Origin of the sequence: Flavobacterium chungangense LMG 26729, from assembly GCF_000735715.2 — a bacterium.
Taxonomy (GTDB): domain Bacteria; phylum Bacteroidota; class Bacteroidia; order Flavobacteriales; family Flavobacteriaceae; genus Flavobacterium; species Flavobacterium chungangense.
Genome location: NZ_JASY01000008.1, coordinates 357,225 through 374,181 on the forward strand (window position 1 = coordinate 357,225; position 16,957 = coordinate 374,181).

Consider the following 16,957-nt stretch of genomic DNA (forward strand, 5'->3'; position numbering starts at 1 on the left):
AACTATCTTGTTACGCCCTGACCGGCAATCCAGTCTGAATATTTTTTTGCATTAATTGTGTGCTGCTCATAAGTTGAGGCAAATTCATGATAACCAAAACGATCGATACTGGCACAAAAATAAATATAATCGTGTTTTTCAGGGTTTAAAACCGCTTCAACAGCAGTAATATCCGGCATTGCAATTGGTCCGGGAGGAAGTCCTATATTCACGTAAGTATTATAAGGAGATTTCATAATCAAATCATTGTAAAATACTCTTTTGATAACCTGATCAAAATTATTGTCACGTAATTTTAAGGCATAAATCACAGTTGGATCTGCTTGTAAAGGCATTTCTAAGCGTAAGCGATTTAAATAAACACCCGCGATACGAGGTCTTTCATCTTTTTTAACTGATTCTTTATGTACAATAGAGGCTAAAATTGTTGCCTGAACTGGGGTTAAACCTTGTTTTTTAGCTTTTTCGATTCTTTCGTCTGTCCAAAAATTGTGATATTCCTTAATCATTTTATCACGGAATTTTATTGCCGAAGTATTCCAGTATACTTCATAAGTATTTGGAATAAACATGGCAAAAACATTCTCTTCATTAAAACCATTTTCTTTTAAGAAAGTAGAATCTTTTATGGCTTTCAACAATGACAAACTATCAGCTTCAATTTGTGAACCTATCCTTCCGGCAAAATTCTCTAAGCGCTCCTGATTATTAAACGCAAGTTTAACCGGAACATTAGATCGCATTGCACGAACCAAATCAATATTGTTCATATCTTTCTTAAGTAAAAAACGCCCTGATTTTACATTTTCAGGATAACTGCGTTTACTGGCAACCATTTCGAAATTATCGAAATTCTTAATATAAGGTTCTAATATTTTTTTAACATCAGCATAAGTAGCATCAGTAGGAACATATACGTAAAGTTCTTTTTCTTCAAATTTTGTATTGGCACTAAAAATTCTGCTAATAAGTATAAATCCGTAAATCATTAAAACTGAAATAACAGCTACGGCAACTATTGTGATAATTTTTTTTAAGTTCAAAGTTTAAAATTTAAATTTGTTTGTTAATTAACTGAAAAATTGCTTCGTCCTGATATTGTCCATTTAGCAAAATCCAATCTTTTTTAATTCCTGTTTGCTCAAAGCCAAATTTAGTAAAAAGAGCTATACTTGCTACATTTCTTACGCTAATATTTGCATATAATTGATGTAAGTTCAAATTATAAAAAGAATACTTAATTAATAACTCTAAAGCCTCAGAACCAATATTTTGATTTCGGTTTTCCTTATTTTGAATTACAATACCAACTCCTGCCCTATTATTTTTCGGATCAAATTCAAATAAATCAATTAATCCTATAGCCGGAAAATCTTCATCCTGACAGATTGCCAAACGCAGTTGTTTCGCTTCATAAATGTCCTGCTGGGCATTTTCAAGGTATTGACGAACCAAAAAACGGCTATATGGTGTTTGCGTATTGCTTACTTCCCAAATACTTTCATCATTTTCCATCGCATAGACAAACTCTAAATCATTAGGTTCTAATGCGCGCAGATAAATATTTTTGCCTTTAAGAGTTATCATTACACTGTAACTTTTTGATTTCCGGATTTTGATAGAAAAATCAAATACAAAAGACTGATTGCAACAACTGCCAGAAAAAATGAAAGCAATGTTCTTACATAATCTATTTCGCCACTATCGTTCGAGTTTCTATTTTTAAAAATTGGCTTAGGATTCAGGACATGTTTTGCATAAATCAATCTTTTTTCTAAAACCGGACTTTTTAAACCGTATTCTTTTGCCTTTTCCAGAATTGGCTTTACAGTATTAAATTGTCTCTTGAGCATTTTTATATTCCCTAATTCAAACATCAATATTGCAATTATATTATCTTTTGGCTGAATAAATGATAGCCTTTCATTTAACTGATAATATAAAGATTTGTCTAATTTATTTAGTTGAATTGTGTCCAATTTAGAAATAGGTCTTATCTCATTTCCAAAATCTGTGTTTAATAAAAATTTAGAGTTTTGAAACTTTTCTCCATTTATTTTTGCTTCTAAAACTCTAGAATGAAGCCATTCGGAACCATTATGCGATTTAGAATTAATAGTAATTGATTTATTGATCCACTTTAAAGCCTCTTTATTATTTCCCATTAATTCATACAATGTTCCTATGTTTGAAGCTGTAGAATATCGTTTTGGTTTTAATTTTTCTATTTTTAAATAGAGTTTCAAAGCTTCGTCATATCTCTTTTCAATAATCAGAATATATCCTTTATCAGATAAATAATCTAGATCTTTTGTTTTTTTATACAAACTATCAAGCTCAAATTTAACACGCTCCATATTTTTACTGATAGGAAAATTATGTCCAAATGGCAAAGCATCAGCATAATCCATATAAAGATAACCGCCATTTTTCATGATGTATTTTTCGCCATTCAAGCATGCATACGTGTTTAATAACGTAAAAAATAAGAATCCAATACAGAAAATTTTTCTCAAGGTTTTTTTGATGTTAATATAGTGAAATTAAATCTCTATTATTCCTTTAAAAACAAATTTTGCAGGACCAATTAAAAAAACATTCGTAAAATGTTCTCCTAATTTATCAAAAGAAACGGCCAGTTTTCCTCCTTCAACATTTAAATCAATTGAAGTTTTATCTGTTTGCCCTGTTGCATTCATGGCAATTGCAACAGCCGTTGCACCAGTACCACAAGCTAAAGTCTCATCTTCAACTCCTCTTTCATAAGTACGTAGTGAAAATTCAGAATCATTGATTTTTTCGACGAAATTAATATTGCTTCCCTTTTGTCCATACAATTCTCCGTAACGAATTGCTGCTCCGTTTTCTTTTACATTATACTGCTCCAAATCATCTACAATTTGTACATGATGGGGCGAACCGGTATTTAAAAAAGTATAGGAATCTTTCTTTTGAACTTCATCAACATCAATCATCTGCAATGAAACAATTGAATCATCATTTACAGTTGCATGATGCAAACCATCTGTAGCAATAAAGGTGGTTTTATTTTCAATAACGCCTAATTGATTAGCAAAAGCTACAAGACAACGGCCTCCGTTCCCACACATTGAACTTTCGTTTCCATCTGAGTTGTAATATACCATTTTGAAATCGGTTTCTGAATCATTTTCCAGTAAAATAAGTCCGTCAGCACCTACTCCGAAACGTCTGTCACATAAACGTTCAACAAGTTTTACATCCTCTTTTGGAAAGAAATCTGAACGGTTATCAATCATTACAAAATCGTTTCCGGTACCCTGATATTTATAAAATTCTATTTGCATTTTTTAGTTGTTAGAAGTACAAAAGTACGAAGTATTAATTAATGAAATGTTAATCAATGTTAAAGAGCGTTAAACCATTTTTCAAAATATTTTTTTCTATTAATTTTACATAAGTAACTTAAACATAAATCCTAATTATGAAAAGATTTTCAAGCTTATTTTTAGTATCATTATTGAGTGGTGCTACTACTCTTGGGGCTTACAAATTATTATTTGATGGCAACAATTCTTTTTTGGGAAGAGAAAATTCTGTTGTTACTCTTGCCCCGAATTCATTTGGCAGAAATGTTGGTCTGGCTGCCGAAACAGTAGATTTTACTGAAGCTGCTGATAAAACAATTCATACTGTTGTTCACGTTAAAAATGTTTCGCGCAGAACAGTTAGTAATCCGATGCTGGAGTTTTTCTACGGTTATGGAGGACAACAACAGCAGGAACAGGTTGGAACTGGTTCAGGTGTTATTATTTCTGAAGACGGTTACATTGTAACAAATAATCACGTTATTAAGGATGCTACCGAAATTGAAATTACCTTAAATAATAAAAAATCATATAAAGCAAAACTGATTGGAACAGACTCTAAAATGGATATTGCTTTATTGAAAATTGATGCTGACGAAAAACTTCCATACACTGCTTTTGCAAATTCTGACAGCGTAAAAGTTGGAGAATGGGTTTTGGCAGTTGGGAATCCTTACAACTTAACTTCTACTGTTACAGCCGGGATTGTTTCGGCGAAAGCCAGAAATCTTGACACTAGTGGAATCCAGTCCTTTATTCAGACTGATGCTGCCGTAAACCCTGGAAACAGTGGTGGAGCGCTGGTTAATACCCGTGGGGAATTAATTGGAATTAATACTATGATTTCTTCCATGACTGGATCATATGTGGGATATTCTTTTGCAGTTCCATCAAACAATGCCCGTAAAATTGTTGAAGATATAATGGAATTCGGAAATGTACAAAGAGGAATCTTAGGTGTTGAAGGCGGTGAATTAAATAGTAATGCTTCTAAAGAATTGGGTATTTCTGAAACGCAGGGTTTTTACATCAATAAAGTTACCCCTAAATCCGGAGCTCAAAAAGCCGGTCTTACAAAAGGTGACATCATTGTAAAATTAGACAGTCAGAATATTTCAACATTTGCCGATCTTTCCGGTTATATCAATACCAAAAGACCGAATGATGTGGTACAGGTGACTTACATGCGAGAAGGAAAATCAAAAGTGGTTCCCGTAACCTTAAGCAAAAATGAGTTTTTTAGTACCGAGTTTAAAGGAATAGAATTAGAAAATATTGATGCTGTTGATAAAAAGAAATTCAAAATTGATTATGGAGTAAAAATTAAAAACATAACCAATGAGAATTTGATGCAATATCAAAATGAATTGCAGGGGAATATTATTTTAAGCATAGACAACATAAAAGCAACAAATGTTGAAACTGTTTCAAAACTTCTAAACAAAAAAGATGAAGGTCAAAGTATCCGAATTGAAATGATTAATAAAAACGGAGAAATCTTTAGAATTATCATTTAGAAATAGTCACATCAAAGTTTTAAACTGAGACTAAATATTACCAAAAGCCATCTTAAAAAATTAAGGTGGCTTTTTTATTTTTCAAAAATAAATTCCAAAACAAGTTACGAAATCGATTGAAATAAGTAGTTTTGCGCAAAATTTTAAAATAGTGAGCGTTTTATTTTTTTAATTCAATCAATTATGAACAACAAAACTTTGTACCAAAAAGAAGTATCCCTACAAGTCGACCGAAGAAGAGCCGGAGTCGAATTAATTAAAGTCATCAGCGATTTATGGTATGACAAATCCATCGAAATGGTTTTATTTAAAAATCAATTATTGGATAAAAATGTCAGTGACATTATCAACTTGCATCAATATGCAGGAGAATTTGTCGGAAAGCCAATCAGCATTTTTGATTCTGTTGAAATTGCAAAAGTCATTTTATCATTAGATTTCCCACCAGCAAAATTAGATCTTGGAAAATTGACTTATGAATATCAGCTTGAAGAAGAAAAATATCCGGACGCAAGATATTTTGTAATGGATAAACTTAAAAAAGCCAAATCAGCAAAAGAAATTGAACCGAAAGATGTTGTCTTATATGGCTTTGGTAGAATTGGACGTTTATTGGCAAGAGAGTTAATGTCTAAAACGGGAAAAGGAAATCAGTTGCGCCTGAGAGCAATTGTAACCCGGGATAAAATCGATGCAGTGCTTTTAGAGAAAAGAGCTTCTTTATTGAGACATGATTCAATTCACGGAAATTTTCAGGGCTCAGTGACAGCAGACTCCAAAAATAATACTTTGATTATTAACGGAACTACAGTAAACATAATCAATTCAAATTCACCTGAAGAAATAGATTATACACAATACGGAATTAATGACGCACTTGTTATTGACAACAGCGGTGCTTTTACATCTGAAGAATCTTTAAAAAAACATTTAATTTCAAAAGGAGTCAGTAAAGTATTATTGACAGCACCCGGAAAAGGAGTTCCGAATATTGTATATGGCGTAAACCATAATGAATACAATCCTGATCAGACTGATATTTTTTCGTCTGCATCATGTACTACTAATGCAATAACTCCTATTTTAAAGGTTGTTGAAGATAGTTTAGGAATTTCAAAAGGCCATCTGGAAACGATTCATGCCTACACAAACGATCAGAATCTGGTTGACAATATGCACAAAAAATACCGCCGTGGAAGAGCCGCTGCTTTAAACATGGTTATTACTGAAACAGGAGCAGGAAATGCAGTTTCAAAAGCAATTCCGTCACTTGAAGGAAAACTGACTTCAAATGCTATTAGAGTTCCGGTCCCAAACGGATCATTAGTAGTTGTAAACTTAGAAGTCAAAAAAGCAACCTCAATAACTGCTGTAAATAAAATAATGAAGAAATATGCCTTAGAAGGCGAATTGGTAGAACAAATTAAATATTCATTAAATAATGAACTCGTTTCATCTGACATTATTGGAACTTCTGCCCCTGCAATTTATGACAGTAATGCAACAATTGTATCTAAAGACGGAAAAAATATTATTCTTTACATTTGGTATGACAATGAATACGGTTATAGTCATCAGGTCATTCGTTTAGCAAAATATATTGCCAAAGTTAGAAGATTCACTTATTATTAATATAAAAACCAACCATCTCTTAAACCATCAGGGTTTTTCTGGTGGTTTTTTATTTTAAATAGGAAGTACAGTTGTACTCTTTACTTCAGAAATTACAAAAACAGTATTAATTAAGGAGACTTCAGGTAAAACGGATAATTTCTTTTGATGAAAATAATGATAGCTTTCCATATCCGGAATTATAATTTTCAGCATATAATCAAAATTTCCAGAAACATAATTGCACTCAACAACTTCAGGCATATTTAAAATCGACTGGTTAAAACCTTCCGATGTATCATAGGTCTGTTTTGTTAAAGTTACCTGACAATAAACAGTTAGATTATTGCCTAGCTTTTTCTTGTTTAAAATTGAAACATACTTCTCTATAACACCTTCTTTTTCAAGACGTTTAACTCTATCATGAACCGGTGTTAATGACAAATTTATTTTGTTTGCAATGTCTTTCAGTGTGTAATGAGCATTTTCCTGTAAAAGACGTAAGATTTTTTTATCAATTTCATCTAAAGCCATAACGAAAACGTTTTCTATATTTAACTAAAATCAGTCATTTTTTCTTTTTAAAGAAATAAAAAGGAATCCAAAAAGAATAATTTTCTGTAAAAATACAACATAAAATAATATTTTCTTATTTAAACCCTAATTATCAATAATATATTCTCTATTAATACATTTGTAACATAACTCTATAAAAAAACAAAATACATAACATTATGATAATAGGTGTTCCAAAAGAAATTAAGAATAATGAAAACCGTGTAGCTTTAACTCCTGCCGGTGTTTCTGAAATGAAAAAACACGGGCATACAATTTACGTTCAGTCTACTGCCGGTTTAGGAAGTGGTTTCGGCGATGAAGAATATGCAGATGCTGGTGCAATTGTATTACCAACAATTGAAGAAGTTTATTCGATTGCAGAAATGATCATTAAAGTAAAAGAACCAATTGCTTCTGAATATCCTTTAATCAAAAAAGATCAATTACTTTTCACTTACTTCCATTTTGCTTCTTCAGAAGAATTAACTCATGCAATGCTTGAAAAAGGTGCTGTTTGTCTAGCTTACGAAACTGTAGAAAAAACAGACCGTAGTTTACCATTATTAGTTCCAATGTCTGAAGTTGCAGGTCGTATGGCGATTCAGCAAGGAGCAAAATATCTTGAAAAACCATTAAAAGGAAGAGGAATTCTTTTAGGCGGCGTACCTGGTGTTCCTCCTGCAAAAGTTTTAGTTTTAGGTGGAGGAATTGTAGGAACTCAGGCTGCAAAAATGGCTGCTGGTTTAGGTGCTCAGGTAACCATTATGGATTTAAGTTTACCGCGTTTACGCCAATTAGATGATATTATGCCGGCAAACGTAAATACAGAAATGTCAAACCACTACAATATTACAAGAGCTATTAAAGACGCTGACTTAATTGTTGGAGCGGTTTTAATTCCGGGAGCAAAAGCACCACACTTGATAACAAGAGACATGCTAAAATTAATGCGTCCTGGAACGGTTGTCGTTGACGTGGCTGTAGATCAGGGAGGATGTATCGAAACTTGTACTCCAACAACTCACGAAAACCCAACTTTTATTATTGATGATATTGTTCACTATTGTGTAGCTAATATGCCTGGAGCTGTTCCTTATACATCTACTTTAGCTTTGACTAATGCTACTTTGCCTTATGCAGTACAATTAGCGAATAAAGGCTGGGAAAAAGCTTGTAATGAAAACGAAGAATTGAAAAAAGGCTTGAACATTGCCAACGGAAAAATCCTTTACAAAGGAGTTGCCGAAGCATGGAATCTTCCTTTCAATGAAGAATTAGTATTAACCAACGCATAGTTATACTAAAATAATATTTATAATTCACAGCAAAAAGGCTTTTCAGTAATTGAAAAGCCTTTTTTATATAAAAAACCTGCCTCAAAAGACAAGTTCAAATTTATATCTAAAATATTATTTTTCATCCAAAACTTCCTGCATTACTTTAGCTTCTGTTCCATTTGGGAAAGTAACTTTTATTTTTTGAGCAATCGTTGGTGCAATTTCAGTAATAGCTTTTTTATCATAAGATTCTCCTTTTTTAATATGCCATCCATAAAAAATTGCTGGTACGTGAGTATCATAAGTATAAGCTGTACCATGTGATGTACCAGTTGGTAAATATTCTATAACACCTGGTTTGCCTATTAAAACTATATCACCATCCTGTGTTGCATCATATCCTTTTGCTACAAAATTCAAATAATAATCGTTTCCTGAATTTGCCAAAATTTCTTCCTCAGTGTATACTTTTTTAACCTGTGGCAGCGAAATTAAAAAATCTTTAAATTCTTGTTTCACTTTCGCTAAGTCTAAACCTTTGTCTTTAATAATTTGTTTATTGAAAAAGATATTAAAATTAGAATAATTCAAAAGTAAATCTACTCCAAATGTTTTAACTGAGAAATCCTGTAAACTCTTTCTAAAATCTTTTGATGGATAATTATCGACATTATATTTACGGTGTTTCAAATAAATAACATTTTCCGCTCCGGCATGATCAGCTGTTAAAAAAAGTAAATAATTATTTTTCCCAACTGTTTTATCCAGATAAGCTAAAAAATCAGCTATCGTTTGGTCTAATCGTAAATAAGTATCCTGAAGTTCCATAGAACGTGGCCCTAATAAATGTCCAACATAATCTGTAGACGAGAAACTCACTGTTAGAAAATCAGTAATATTGTCTTTTCCTAACTCTTCTTTTTCAATGGCTTTTTTAGCAAAATCAGCTAGCAAATCATTTCCAAAAGGAGTAGATCTCAATATTCCTGCATCATTTTTTTCATACATCGCTTTAAGATCATATGGAAAAACAGGTGCTAAACTGCCGTATAATTTCCCTTCATAAGGATTATCATCAGGAAGGCTTTCATTATAGGTTGAAGCAGGTTTATACAAATTCCAACCCTTATTTATGTATTTCAGATAATTTTTCTCATTATTAAATTCGGATACCCATTCCGGTAATTTTTCTCCATAAAATGTACTTGAAATAAAAGAGCCTGTTTTACTATACCAAAAAGCCCAATTAGCAAAATGCCCCGCTGGCAAAATGGCACCACGATCTTTAAGGCTCATTCCAATAACTTTTCCCTGAAAATTAGTAGCCATTCTAACTTCGTCAGTAATGGTTGTACTTTGCAGGTTTTTTGGAGACATTTCTCCTTCATCTGCAGTTCCGTCACCAACTGTTTTTACAGAGGCGTCATCTGTGCAATACATTTGTTTTCCAAGTGTTCTACTAAACCATTCATTTCCTACAATCCCATGTGTTGCAGGTGTAGTACCAGTATAAATTGATGCATGGCCCGGAGCTGTATATGTAGGCACATAATTATAATGCATATTTTGAAAAGTATATCCATTATTCATTAATCTTTTAAATCCGTTTGAAGAAAAATCATCTGAAAATCGATATAAATATTCCATTTTCATTTGATCAACCACAATTCCTACAACTAGCTTGGGACGTTCTTGAGCTATTAGGTTTGAAATAACAAACAGCATTAACAATACAACACTTTTTTTCATAGTTAACTTATAAAATTAAAAAACAAAAATACAGATTCGAGAGCAAAAAGGATGGTCTAAAATCATATTTAAAATCAAAAATTAACCTTAATTTAACAGGAATATAAAAATAATTATGGCGTTTGCCTATTGGGCGTGCTGTCCGCTGTATCTTTTGCGGAAGAAAGTTTTGGTTAAAAAGAAAAAAGGAGTCCCACAAAAGGATGCCCCTTGCATCCCTAGCGCAGTAAGGGACACCGGGAAGCTTCAGTTTTTAAGCAAGTAATTCCATTAAGCAAAAAAACTCCAATCAGCCATAGCCAATTGGAGTTTCAGTACTCAGAGCGGGACTTGAACCCGCACGGACATTGCTGTCCACTGGATTTTAAGTCCAGCGTGTCTACCAATTTCACCATCCGAGCTATTTGTTGTGGTACCTCCAGGGATCGAACCAGGGACACATGGATTTTCAGTCCATTGCTCTACCATCTGAGCTAAGGTACCTCATTTAAAACAAAAAACCCTATCCATATAGAATAGGGTTTTCAAAGAAAGGCGACGACATACTCTCCCACAAAAATGCAGTACCATCTGCGCAGGCGGGCTTAACTACTCTGTTCGGGATGGGAAGAGGTGAGCCCCGCCGCAATAACCACCTTAAGGTCATTAGTTTTCAGTTCATAGTTTATAGTTTTCAGTTTTTCAACTCATAACTTATAACTCAAAACTCATAACTTTCCGCGTGCGGATAATATCTTAACATACTGAGATAAAGAAAAATACTTTTATTTACTATTTTTAGAAAGTTTCTTCCTCCCGGTTGCCCGGAAGGAAAAGGGTGTACATAAGCTTACGGATTATTAGTACTACTCGACTATGACATTACTGCCTTTACATCTATAGCCTATCAACGTGGTCATCTTCCACGATCCTTAAAAGAAATCTCATCTTGTGGTGGGTTTCGCGCTTATATGCTTTCAGCGCTTATCCCTTCCCAACGTAGCTACTCTGCGGTGCCCCTGGCGGGACAACAGATACACTAGAGGTTAGTCCAATTCGGTCCTCTCGTACTAGAATCAGATCCACTCAAATTTCTAACGCCCACAGTAGATAGAGACCGAACTGTCTCACGACGTTCTGAACCCAGCTCGCGTGCCACTTTAATGGGCGAACAGCCCAACCCTTGGGACCTTCTCCAGCCCCAGGATGTGACGAGCCGACATCGAGGTGCCAAACCCCCCCGTCGATATGAGCTCTTGGGGGAGATCAGCCTGTTATCCCCGGCGTACCTTTTATCCTTTGAGCGATGGCCCTTCCATGCGGAACCACCGGATCACTATGCTCTACTTTCGTACCTGATCGACCTGTATGTCTCTCAGTCAAGCTCCCTTATGCCATTGCACTCTACGCACGGTTACCAAGCGTACTGAGGGAACCTTTAGAAGCCTCCGTTACTCTTTTGGAGGCGACCACCCCAGTCAAACTACCCACCAAGCACTGTCCCCCACAAAGCGGGGTTAGGCCTCAGATAAACAAAGGGTTGTATTTCAACAATGACTCCACAACGCCTGGCGACGCCGCTTCATAGTCTCCAACCTATCCTACACATCATTTATCCAAGGTCAATACTAAGCTATAGTAAAGGTGCACAGGGTCTTTTCGTCCCACTGCGGGTAAACGGCATCTTCACCGTTACTACAATTTCACCGAGCTCATGGCTGAGACAGTGTCCAGATCGTTACACCATTCGTGCAGGTCGGAACTTACCCGACAAGGAATTTCGCTACCTTAGGACCGTTATAGTTACGGCCGCCGTTTACTGGGGCTTCAATTCAATGCTTCTCCGAAGATAACATCTCCTCTTAACCTTCCAGCACCGGGCAGGTGTCAGGCCCTATACTTCATCTTACGATTTTGCAGAGCCCTGTGTTTTTGATAAACAGTCGCCTGGACCTCTTCACTGCGGCCCCGATTGCTCGGGGCGACCCTTCTCCCGAAGTTACGGGTCTATTTTGCCTAATTCCTTAGCCATGAATCTCTCGAGCACCTTAGGATTCTCTCCTCAACTACCTGTGTCGGTTTACGGTACTGGTACTAATTACCTGAAGTTTAGAGGTTTTTCTTGGAAGCCCTTAGGCGCACTATCTCTTTGTCCGAAGACTCCGAGTACTATCGTATTTCACCATTCTCTACGGATTTGCCTATAGAGAATATAGCTAGGTACTTCAACGAACTATTCCGTCAGTTCGCGGCGCTTTCATCACTCCGTCACCCCATCACAGTAATTAGTAGTACGGGAATATTAACCCGTTGGCCATCGACTGTCCCTTTCGGGTTCGCCTTAGGACCAGACTAACCCACAGCTGATTAGCATAGCTGTGGAAACCTTAGTTTTTCGGTGTGCGGGTTTCTCGCCCGCATTATCGTTACTTATGCCTACATTTTCTTTTCCAGCCAGTCCAGCATACCTTACGATACACCTTCAACCCTGCTGGAATGCTCCCCTACCACTTACAATTGCTTGTAAATCCATAGCTTCGGTAATATGTTTATGCCCGATTATTATCCATGCTCGTCCGCTCGACTAGTGAGCTGTTACGCACTCTTTAAATGAATGGCTGCTTCCAAGCCAACATCCTAGCTGTCTGGGCAGACAAACCTCGTTCTTTCAACTTAACATATATTTGGGGACCTTAGCTGATGGTCTGGGTTCTTTCCCTCTCGGACTTGGACCTTAGCACCCAAGCCCTCACTGCTGGGAAACATTATATAGCATTCGGAGTTTGTCAGGAATTGGTAGGCGGTGAAGCCCCCGCATCCAATCAGTAGCTCTACCTCTATATAACTATCGCCAGCGCTGCACCTAAATGCATTTCGGGGAGTACGAGCTATTTCCGAGTTTGATTGGCCTTTCACCCCTACCCACAGGTCATCCGAAGACTTTTCAACGTCAACCGGTTCGGACCTCCACACTGTGTTACCAGCGCTTCATCCTGCCCATGGGTAGATCACACGGTTTCGCGTCTAACACTACTGACTAAAGCGCCCTATTCAGACTCGCTTTCGCTACGGATCCGTGGCTTAACCACTTAACCTTGCCAGCAACGTTAACTCGTAGGCTCATTATGCAAAAGGCACGCCGTCACCCCACAAAAGGGCTCCGACCGCTTGTAAGCGTATGGTTTCAGGATCTATTTCACTCCGTTATTCACGGTTCTTTTCACCTTTCCCTCACGGTACTGGTTCACTATCGGTCTCTCAGGAGTATTTAGCCTTAGCGGATGGTCCCGCCAAATTCAGACAGGGTTTCACGTGCCCCGCCCTACTCAGGATACCACTATCTATTATACTTGTTACCCATACGGGACTATCACCCTCTATGGTGTCACTTTCCAGTAACTTCCGGTTCCTTGTACATAAAATGTCGTGGTCCTACAACCCCAACATTGCCGTAACAACATTGGTTTGGGCTAATCCGCGTTCGCTCGCCACTACTTACGGAATCACTTTTGTTTTCTTCTCCTCCGCCTACTTAGATGTTTCAGTTCAGCGGGTTTGCCCACCTATCGGTGTACTATGTCTTCAACATAGTGGGTTGCCCCATTCAGGTATCTACGGATCAATTCGTGTGTGCCGATCCCCGTAGCTTTTCGCAGCTTATCACGCCTTTCATCGCCTCTGAGAGCCTAGGCATCCCCCATACGCCCTTATTTTGCTTATTGTACCAATCTTAAAATTAATTAAGACCGTTTTTTTTGTCTTTTGTTATTTGCATTACTACAATAACAAAAAACGCTTTCTACTTTTTATTATTTCTTATCTCAATATGTCAATGAACTTTAACAATTAATAATTATCAATTGATAATTGTCAATTATTTCGTGGAGAATAACGGAGTCGAACCGTTGACCTCCTGCGTGCAAGGCAGGCGCTCTAGCCAGCTGAGCTAATCCCCCATTTTCTTAGTGATGAGTTATTAGTTATGAGTTATGAATTAGTGCTCATAAGGTCTCAACCTCTAAAATTTCCTTTTTTTTTAAATAATTCAGTCTTTTTTAGTTTATGCCTTTTTGTTATAACTTATAATTCATAATTTATAACTCTAAACTCTAAAAAAGTAGTCCCGGGCAGACTCGAACTGCCGACCCCTACATTATCAGTGTAGTACTCTAACCAGCTGAGCTACGAGACTCTGTTTTACTTAATTTTCATTTTTTTTTTAAATTAACAGCAAGAGTAATTGAATCTTTAAATTCAAAACTTTCAAGATCTTCATCTTTTTTCCTCAGCTTGCATGAATGCTAACACTAAGGCTCTAGAAAGGAGGTGTTCCAGCCGCACCTTCCGGTACGGCTACCTTGTTACGACTTAGCCCTAGTTACCAGTTTTACCCTAGGCAGCTCCTTGCGGTCACCGACTTCAGGCACCCCCAGCTTCCATGGCTTGACGGGCGGTGTGTACAAGGCCCGGGAACGTATTCACCGGATCATGGCTGATATCCGATTACTAGCGATTCCAGCTTCACGGAGTCGAGTTGCAGACTCCGATCCGAACTGTGACCGGTTTTATAGATTCGCTCCTGGTCGCCCAGTGGCTGCTCTCTGTACCGGCCATTGTAGCACGTGTGTAGCCCAAGGCGTAAGGGCCGTGATGATTTGACGTCATCCCCACCTTCCTCACAGTTTGCACTGGCAGTCTTGTTAGAGTTCCCGACACTACTCGCTGGCAACTAACAACAGGGGTTGCGCTCGTTATAGGACTTAACCTGACACCTCACGGCACGAGCTGACGACAACCATGCAGCACCTTGTAAATTGTCTTGCGAAAGATCTGTTTCCAAACCGGTCAATCTACATTTAAGCCTTGGTAAGGTTCCTCGCGTATCATCGAATTAAACCACATGCTCCACCGCTTGTGCGGGCCCCCGTCAATTCCTTTGAGTTTCATTCTTGCGAACGTACTCCCCAGGTGGGATACTTATCACTTTCGCTTAGCCACTGAAGTTGCCCCCAACAGCTAGTATCCATCGTTTACGGCGTGGACTACCAGGGTATCTAATCCTGTTCGCTACCCACGCTTTCGTCCATCAGCGTCAATCCATTAGTAGTAACCTGCCTTCGCAATTGGTATTCCATGTAATCTCTAAGCATTTCACCGCTACACTACATATTCTAGTTACTTCCTAATAATTCAAGTTCAGCAGTATCAATGGCCGTTCCACCGTTGAGCGATGGGCTTTCACCACTGACTTACTAAACCGCCTACGGACCCTTTAAACCCAATGATTCCGGATAACGCTTGGATCCTCCGTATTACCGCGGCTGCTGGCACGGAGTTAGCCGATCCTTATTCTTACGATACCGTCAAGCTCCTATACATAGGAGTGTTTCTTCTCGTACAAAAGCAGTTTACAATCCATAGGACCGTCATCCTGCACGCGGCATGGCTGGATCAGGCTTGCGCCCATTGTCCAATATTCCTCACTGCTGCCTCCCGTAGGAGTCTGGTCCGTGTCTCAGTACCAGTGTGGGGGATCTCCCTCTCAGGACCCCTACCCATCGTAGCCTTGGTAAGCCGTTACCTTACCAACTAGCTAATGGGACGCATGCTCATCTTTTACCGTTGTGACTTTAATTATAAAGTGATGCCACTTCATAATGCTATGAGGTATTAATCCAAATTTCTCTGGGCTATCCCTCTGTAAAAGGTAGATTGCATACGCGTTACGCACCCGTGCGCCGGTCTCTATCTCCGAAGAAATATACCCCTCGACTTGCATGTGTTAAGCCTGCCGCTAGCGTTCATCCTGAGCCAGGATCAAACTCTTCATCGTATATTGTTGATTTGATTTGAATCAAATCGTATTGTTATTCGAATCAGTATCTATCGGTTATTATCGAATCTTCCGATTCCATTACTCTTATTCTTTTGCCCTAACATCTCTGTTAAAGCGGCTGTCAATTCAATATGTCTACGAACGTAATTCTTTTTGTTTTTCGCTTGTCTCTCAAAGCGGGTGCAAAACTAAAACTTCTTTTTATTTCTCGCAAGAAAAATTTAAAAATTTTTGAAACTTTTTTTTCGTTTCCTTTTTCTAATTTTCCTTCCAATAACTCAATGAACTTTCCGTGTTTTGCGGGGTGCAAATGTAAAAAGCATTTTCAAATCTCACAAGCTTTTTCGAATCTTTTTTTTAGAAAATTTATTTTCTTTTAAATCCGTTTGCTTGCCAGTATTTCCATGAACGCCTTCGCTGTTGCGGGTGCAAAAGTAACACATCTATTTACATTTACAAGACTTTTGCTTACATAATTTCAATCTTTTTTTATTCTTTTTCTTAACTTACTCATAACAGATAACTTAACTTTTTTCTTTTTTTATTATTTATAGGTATTTTCTGTATGTATTTACATTTCTCTCAATTCTTCTATTTCACAATATGCCGTTTTTATGGACTTCACAACACAAAAGATTGTTTTATGACAACTCTGCAATATCTGATCTCTGGTTTTTTTTCAAAGATTTTTATCGCTAAACCTGCCTTTTTTAACTTTCCTTTCTAAGGTCTTCAGTCCAAAAGCGGCTTTTAAAGCACTTTATAATTTCTGAAGAGGCGCGAAAAACTCCTTTATATTATGTATATTAAGAAGGACTTCTTCTGAAAACTGATGCCATAGCCCCGATAGAAACGGAAATCCTTTTGCTTTTTACTTTAAAAAGCAAAAGATTGAAGTGAATAGCGGGATCAGGCTCCTGAAAAATCTAATCCTGGAATTTCAAATTCTAATCAAAGCACTTCGAATTCAACTTAGCAAAGAACTCCCCTTATATATTATGAGTATAATCCCTCCTTAAATATATGTGTAAAAAACAAACCCGACAAGTTTCGAAAACTGTCGGGTTTGAGATTGCATTATGT

9 protein-coding genes, 4 tRNA genes and 3 rRNA genes are annotated in these 16,957 nt (G+C 37.1%); 3 read left to right on the top strand and 13 right to left on the bottom strand.

Going from position 1 to position 16,957, the window contains the following annotated elements; all coding sequences use genetic code 11:
* Positions 1-2: 2 nt before the first annotated feature.
* From mltG to dapF, 4 genes are all read right to left on the bottom strand, one after another.
* Entirely contained in the window at positions 3-1,043 is a 1,041-nt protein-coding gene (gene mltG, locus JE46_RS15505; protein ID WP_031456195.1) for an endolytic transglycosylase MltG, read from the bottom strand.
* A 10-nt stretch (positions 1,044-1,053) separates the two neighbouring features.
* Positions 1,054-1,587: a GNAT family N-acetyltransferase gene (locus JE46_RS15510; protein ID WP_031456196.1), complete on the bottom strand. Its 534-nt coding sequence runs from the start codon at positions 1,585-1,587 to the stop codon at positions 1,054-1,056.
* Positions 1,587-2,456: a tetratricopeptide repeat protein gene (locus JE46_RS15515; protein WP_167343443.1), complete on the bottom strand. Its 870-nt coding sequence runs from the start codon at positions 2,454-2,456 to the stop codon at positions 1,587-1,589. Before JE46_RS15515 ends, JE46_RS15510 begins: the two co-directional genes overlap by 1 nt.
* Positions 2,457-2,543: 87 nt before the next feature.
* Complete coding sequence (gene dapF / locus JE46_RS15520; protein WP_031456198.1) at positions 2,544-3,326, bottom strand: diaminopimelate epimerase; 783 nt, start codon at positions 3,324-3,326, stop codon at positions 2,544-2,546.
* A 137-nt stretch (positions 3,327-3,463) separates the two neighbouring features.
* On the opposite strand from dapF, the gene JE46_RS15525 reads away from it, so the two are divergent.
* Both JE46_RS15525 and JE46_RS15530 read left to right on the top strand, forming a co-directional pair.
* Positions 3,464-4,864, top strand: coding sequence for a trypsin-like peptidase domain-containing protein (locus JE46_RS15525; protein ID WP_031456199.1), 1,401 nt, complete (start codon positions 3,464-3,466; stop codon positions 4,862-4,864).
* A 183-nt stretch (positions 4,865-5,047) separates the two neighbouring features.
* Positions 5,048-6,496 carry a glyceraldehyde-3-phosphate dehydrogenase gene (locus JE46_RS15530; RefSeq protein ID WP_031456200.1) on the top strand — a complete coding sequence of 483 codons (1,449 nt, stop codon included), beginning with the start codon at positions 5,048-5,050 and terminating at the stop codon, positions 6,494-6,496.
* 54 nt (positions 6,497-6,550) lie between these two features.
* On the opposite strand, the gene JE46_RS15535 is transcribed toward JE46_RS15530, so the two are convergent.
* A complete protein-coding gene (locus JE46_RS15535) occupies positions 6,551-7,009 on the bottom strand; it encodes an Lrp/AsnC family transcriptional regulator (RefSeq protein ID WP_031456201.1) in 459 nt (152 codons plus the stop codon).
* Between the two features lie 200 nt (positions 7,010-7,209).
* Here JE46_RS15535 and ald point away from each other — a divergent pair, with 200 nt between their 5' ends.
* On the top strand, positions 7,210-8,328 hold the full coding sequence (gene ald / locus JE46_RS15540; RefSeq protein ID WP_031456202.1) for an alanine dehydrogenase: 1,119 nt from the start codon (positions 7,210-7,212) through the stop codon (positions 8,326-8,328).
* A 114-nt stretch (positions 8,329-8,442) separates the two neighbouring features.
* Here ald and pafA read toward each other — a convergent pair whose 3' ends face one another.
* The 8 genes from pafA to JE46_RS15580 form a co-directional block, all read right to left on the bottom strand.
* Positions 8,443-10,059 carry an alkaline phosphatase PafA gene (gene pafA / locus JE46_RS15545; RefSeq protein ID WP_031456203.1) on the bottom strand — a complete coding sequence of 539 codons (1,617 nt, stop codon included), beginning with the start codon at positions 10,057-10,059 and terminating at the stop codon, positions 8,443-8,445.
* Positions 10,060-10,374: 315 nt separating this feature from the next.
* Positions 10,375-10,460: transfer RNA gene (locus JE46_RS15550), tRNA-Leu, on the bottom strand.
* A gap of 9 nt (positions 10,461-10,469) precedes the next feature.
* Positions 10,470-10,542, bottom strand: a tRNA-Phe gene (locus JE46_RS15555).
* 46 nt (positions 10,543-10,588) lie between these two features.
* Positions 10,589-10,698, bottom strand: a 5S ribosomal RNA gene (rrf, locus tag JE46_RS15560).
* Positions 10,699-10,878: 180 nt separating this feature from the next.
* Positions 10,879-13,760, bottom strand: a 23S ribosomal RNA gene (locus JE46_RS15565).
* Between the two features lie 160 nt (positions 13,761-13,920).
* Positions 13,921-13,994, bottom strand: a tRNA-Ala gene (locus JE46_RS15570).
* Positions 13,995-14,156: 162 nt separating this feature from the next.
* Positions 14,157-14,230: transfer RNA gene (locus tag JE46_RS15575), tRNA-Ile, on the bottom strand.
* Positions 14,231-14,357: 127 nt separating this feature from the next.
* Positions 14,358-15,871, bottom strand: a 16S ribosomal RNA gene (locus tag JE46_RS15580).
* Together the 16S, 23S and 5S rRNA genes with 4 tRNA genes alongside form the textbook arrangement of a ribosomal RNA operon.
* Positions 15,872-16,957: the final 1,086 nt, after the last annotated feature.

Excerpts from the sequence above, each read along its gene's own strand:
- JE46_RS15535 (WP_031456201.1), bottom strand. The coding sequence starts at position 7,009 with ATGGCTTTAGATGAAATTGATAAAAAAATCTTACGTCTTTTACAGGAA.
- dapF (WP_031456198.1), bottom strand. The coding sequence starts at position 3,326 with ATGCAAATAGAATTTTATAAATATCAGGGTACCGGAAACGATTTTGTA.
- JE46_RS15525 (WP_031456199.1), top strand. The coding sequence starts at position 3,464 with ATGAAAAGATTTTCAAGCTTATTTTTAGTATCATTATTGAGTGGTGCT.
- JE46_RS15510 (WP_031456196.1), bottom strand. The coding sequence starts at position 1,587 with ATGATAACTCTTAAAGGCAAAAATATTTATCTGCGCGCATTAGAACCT.
- JE46_RS15530 (WP_031456200.1), top strand. The coding sequence starts at position 5,048 with ATGAACAACAAAACTTTGTACCAAAAAGAAGTATCCCTACAAGTCGAC.
- pafA (WP_031456203.1), bottom strand. The coding sequence starts at position 10,059 with ATGAAAAAAAGTGTTGTATTGTTAATGCTGTTTGTTATTTCAAACCTA.
- ald (WP_031456202.1), top strand. The coding sequence starts at position 7,210 with ATGATAATAGGTGTTCCAAAAGAAATTAAGAATAATGAAAACCGTGTA.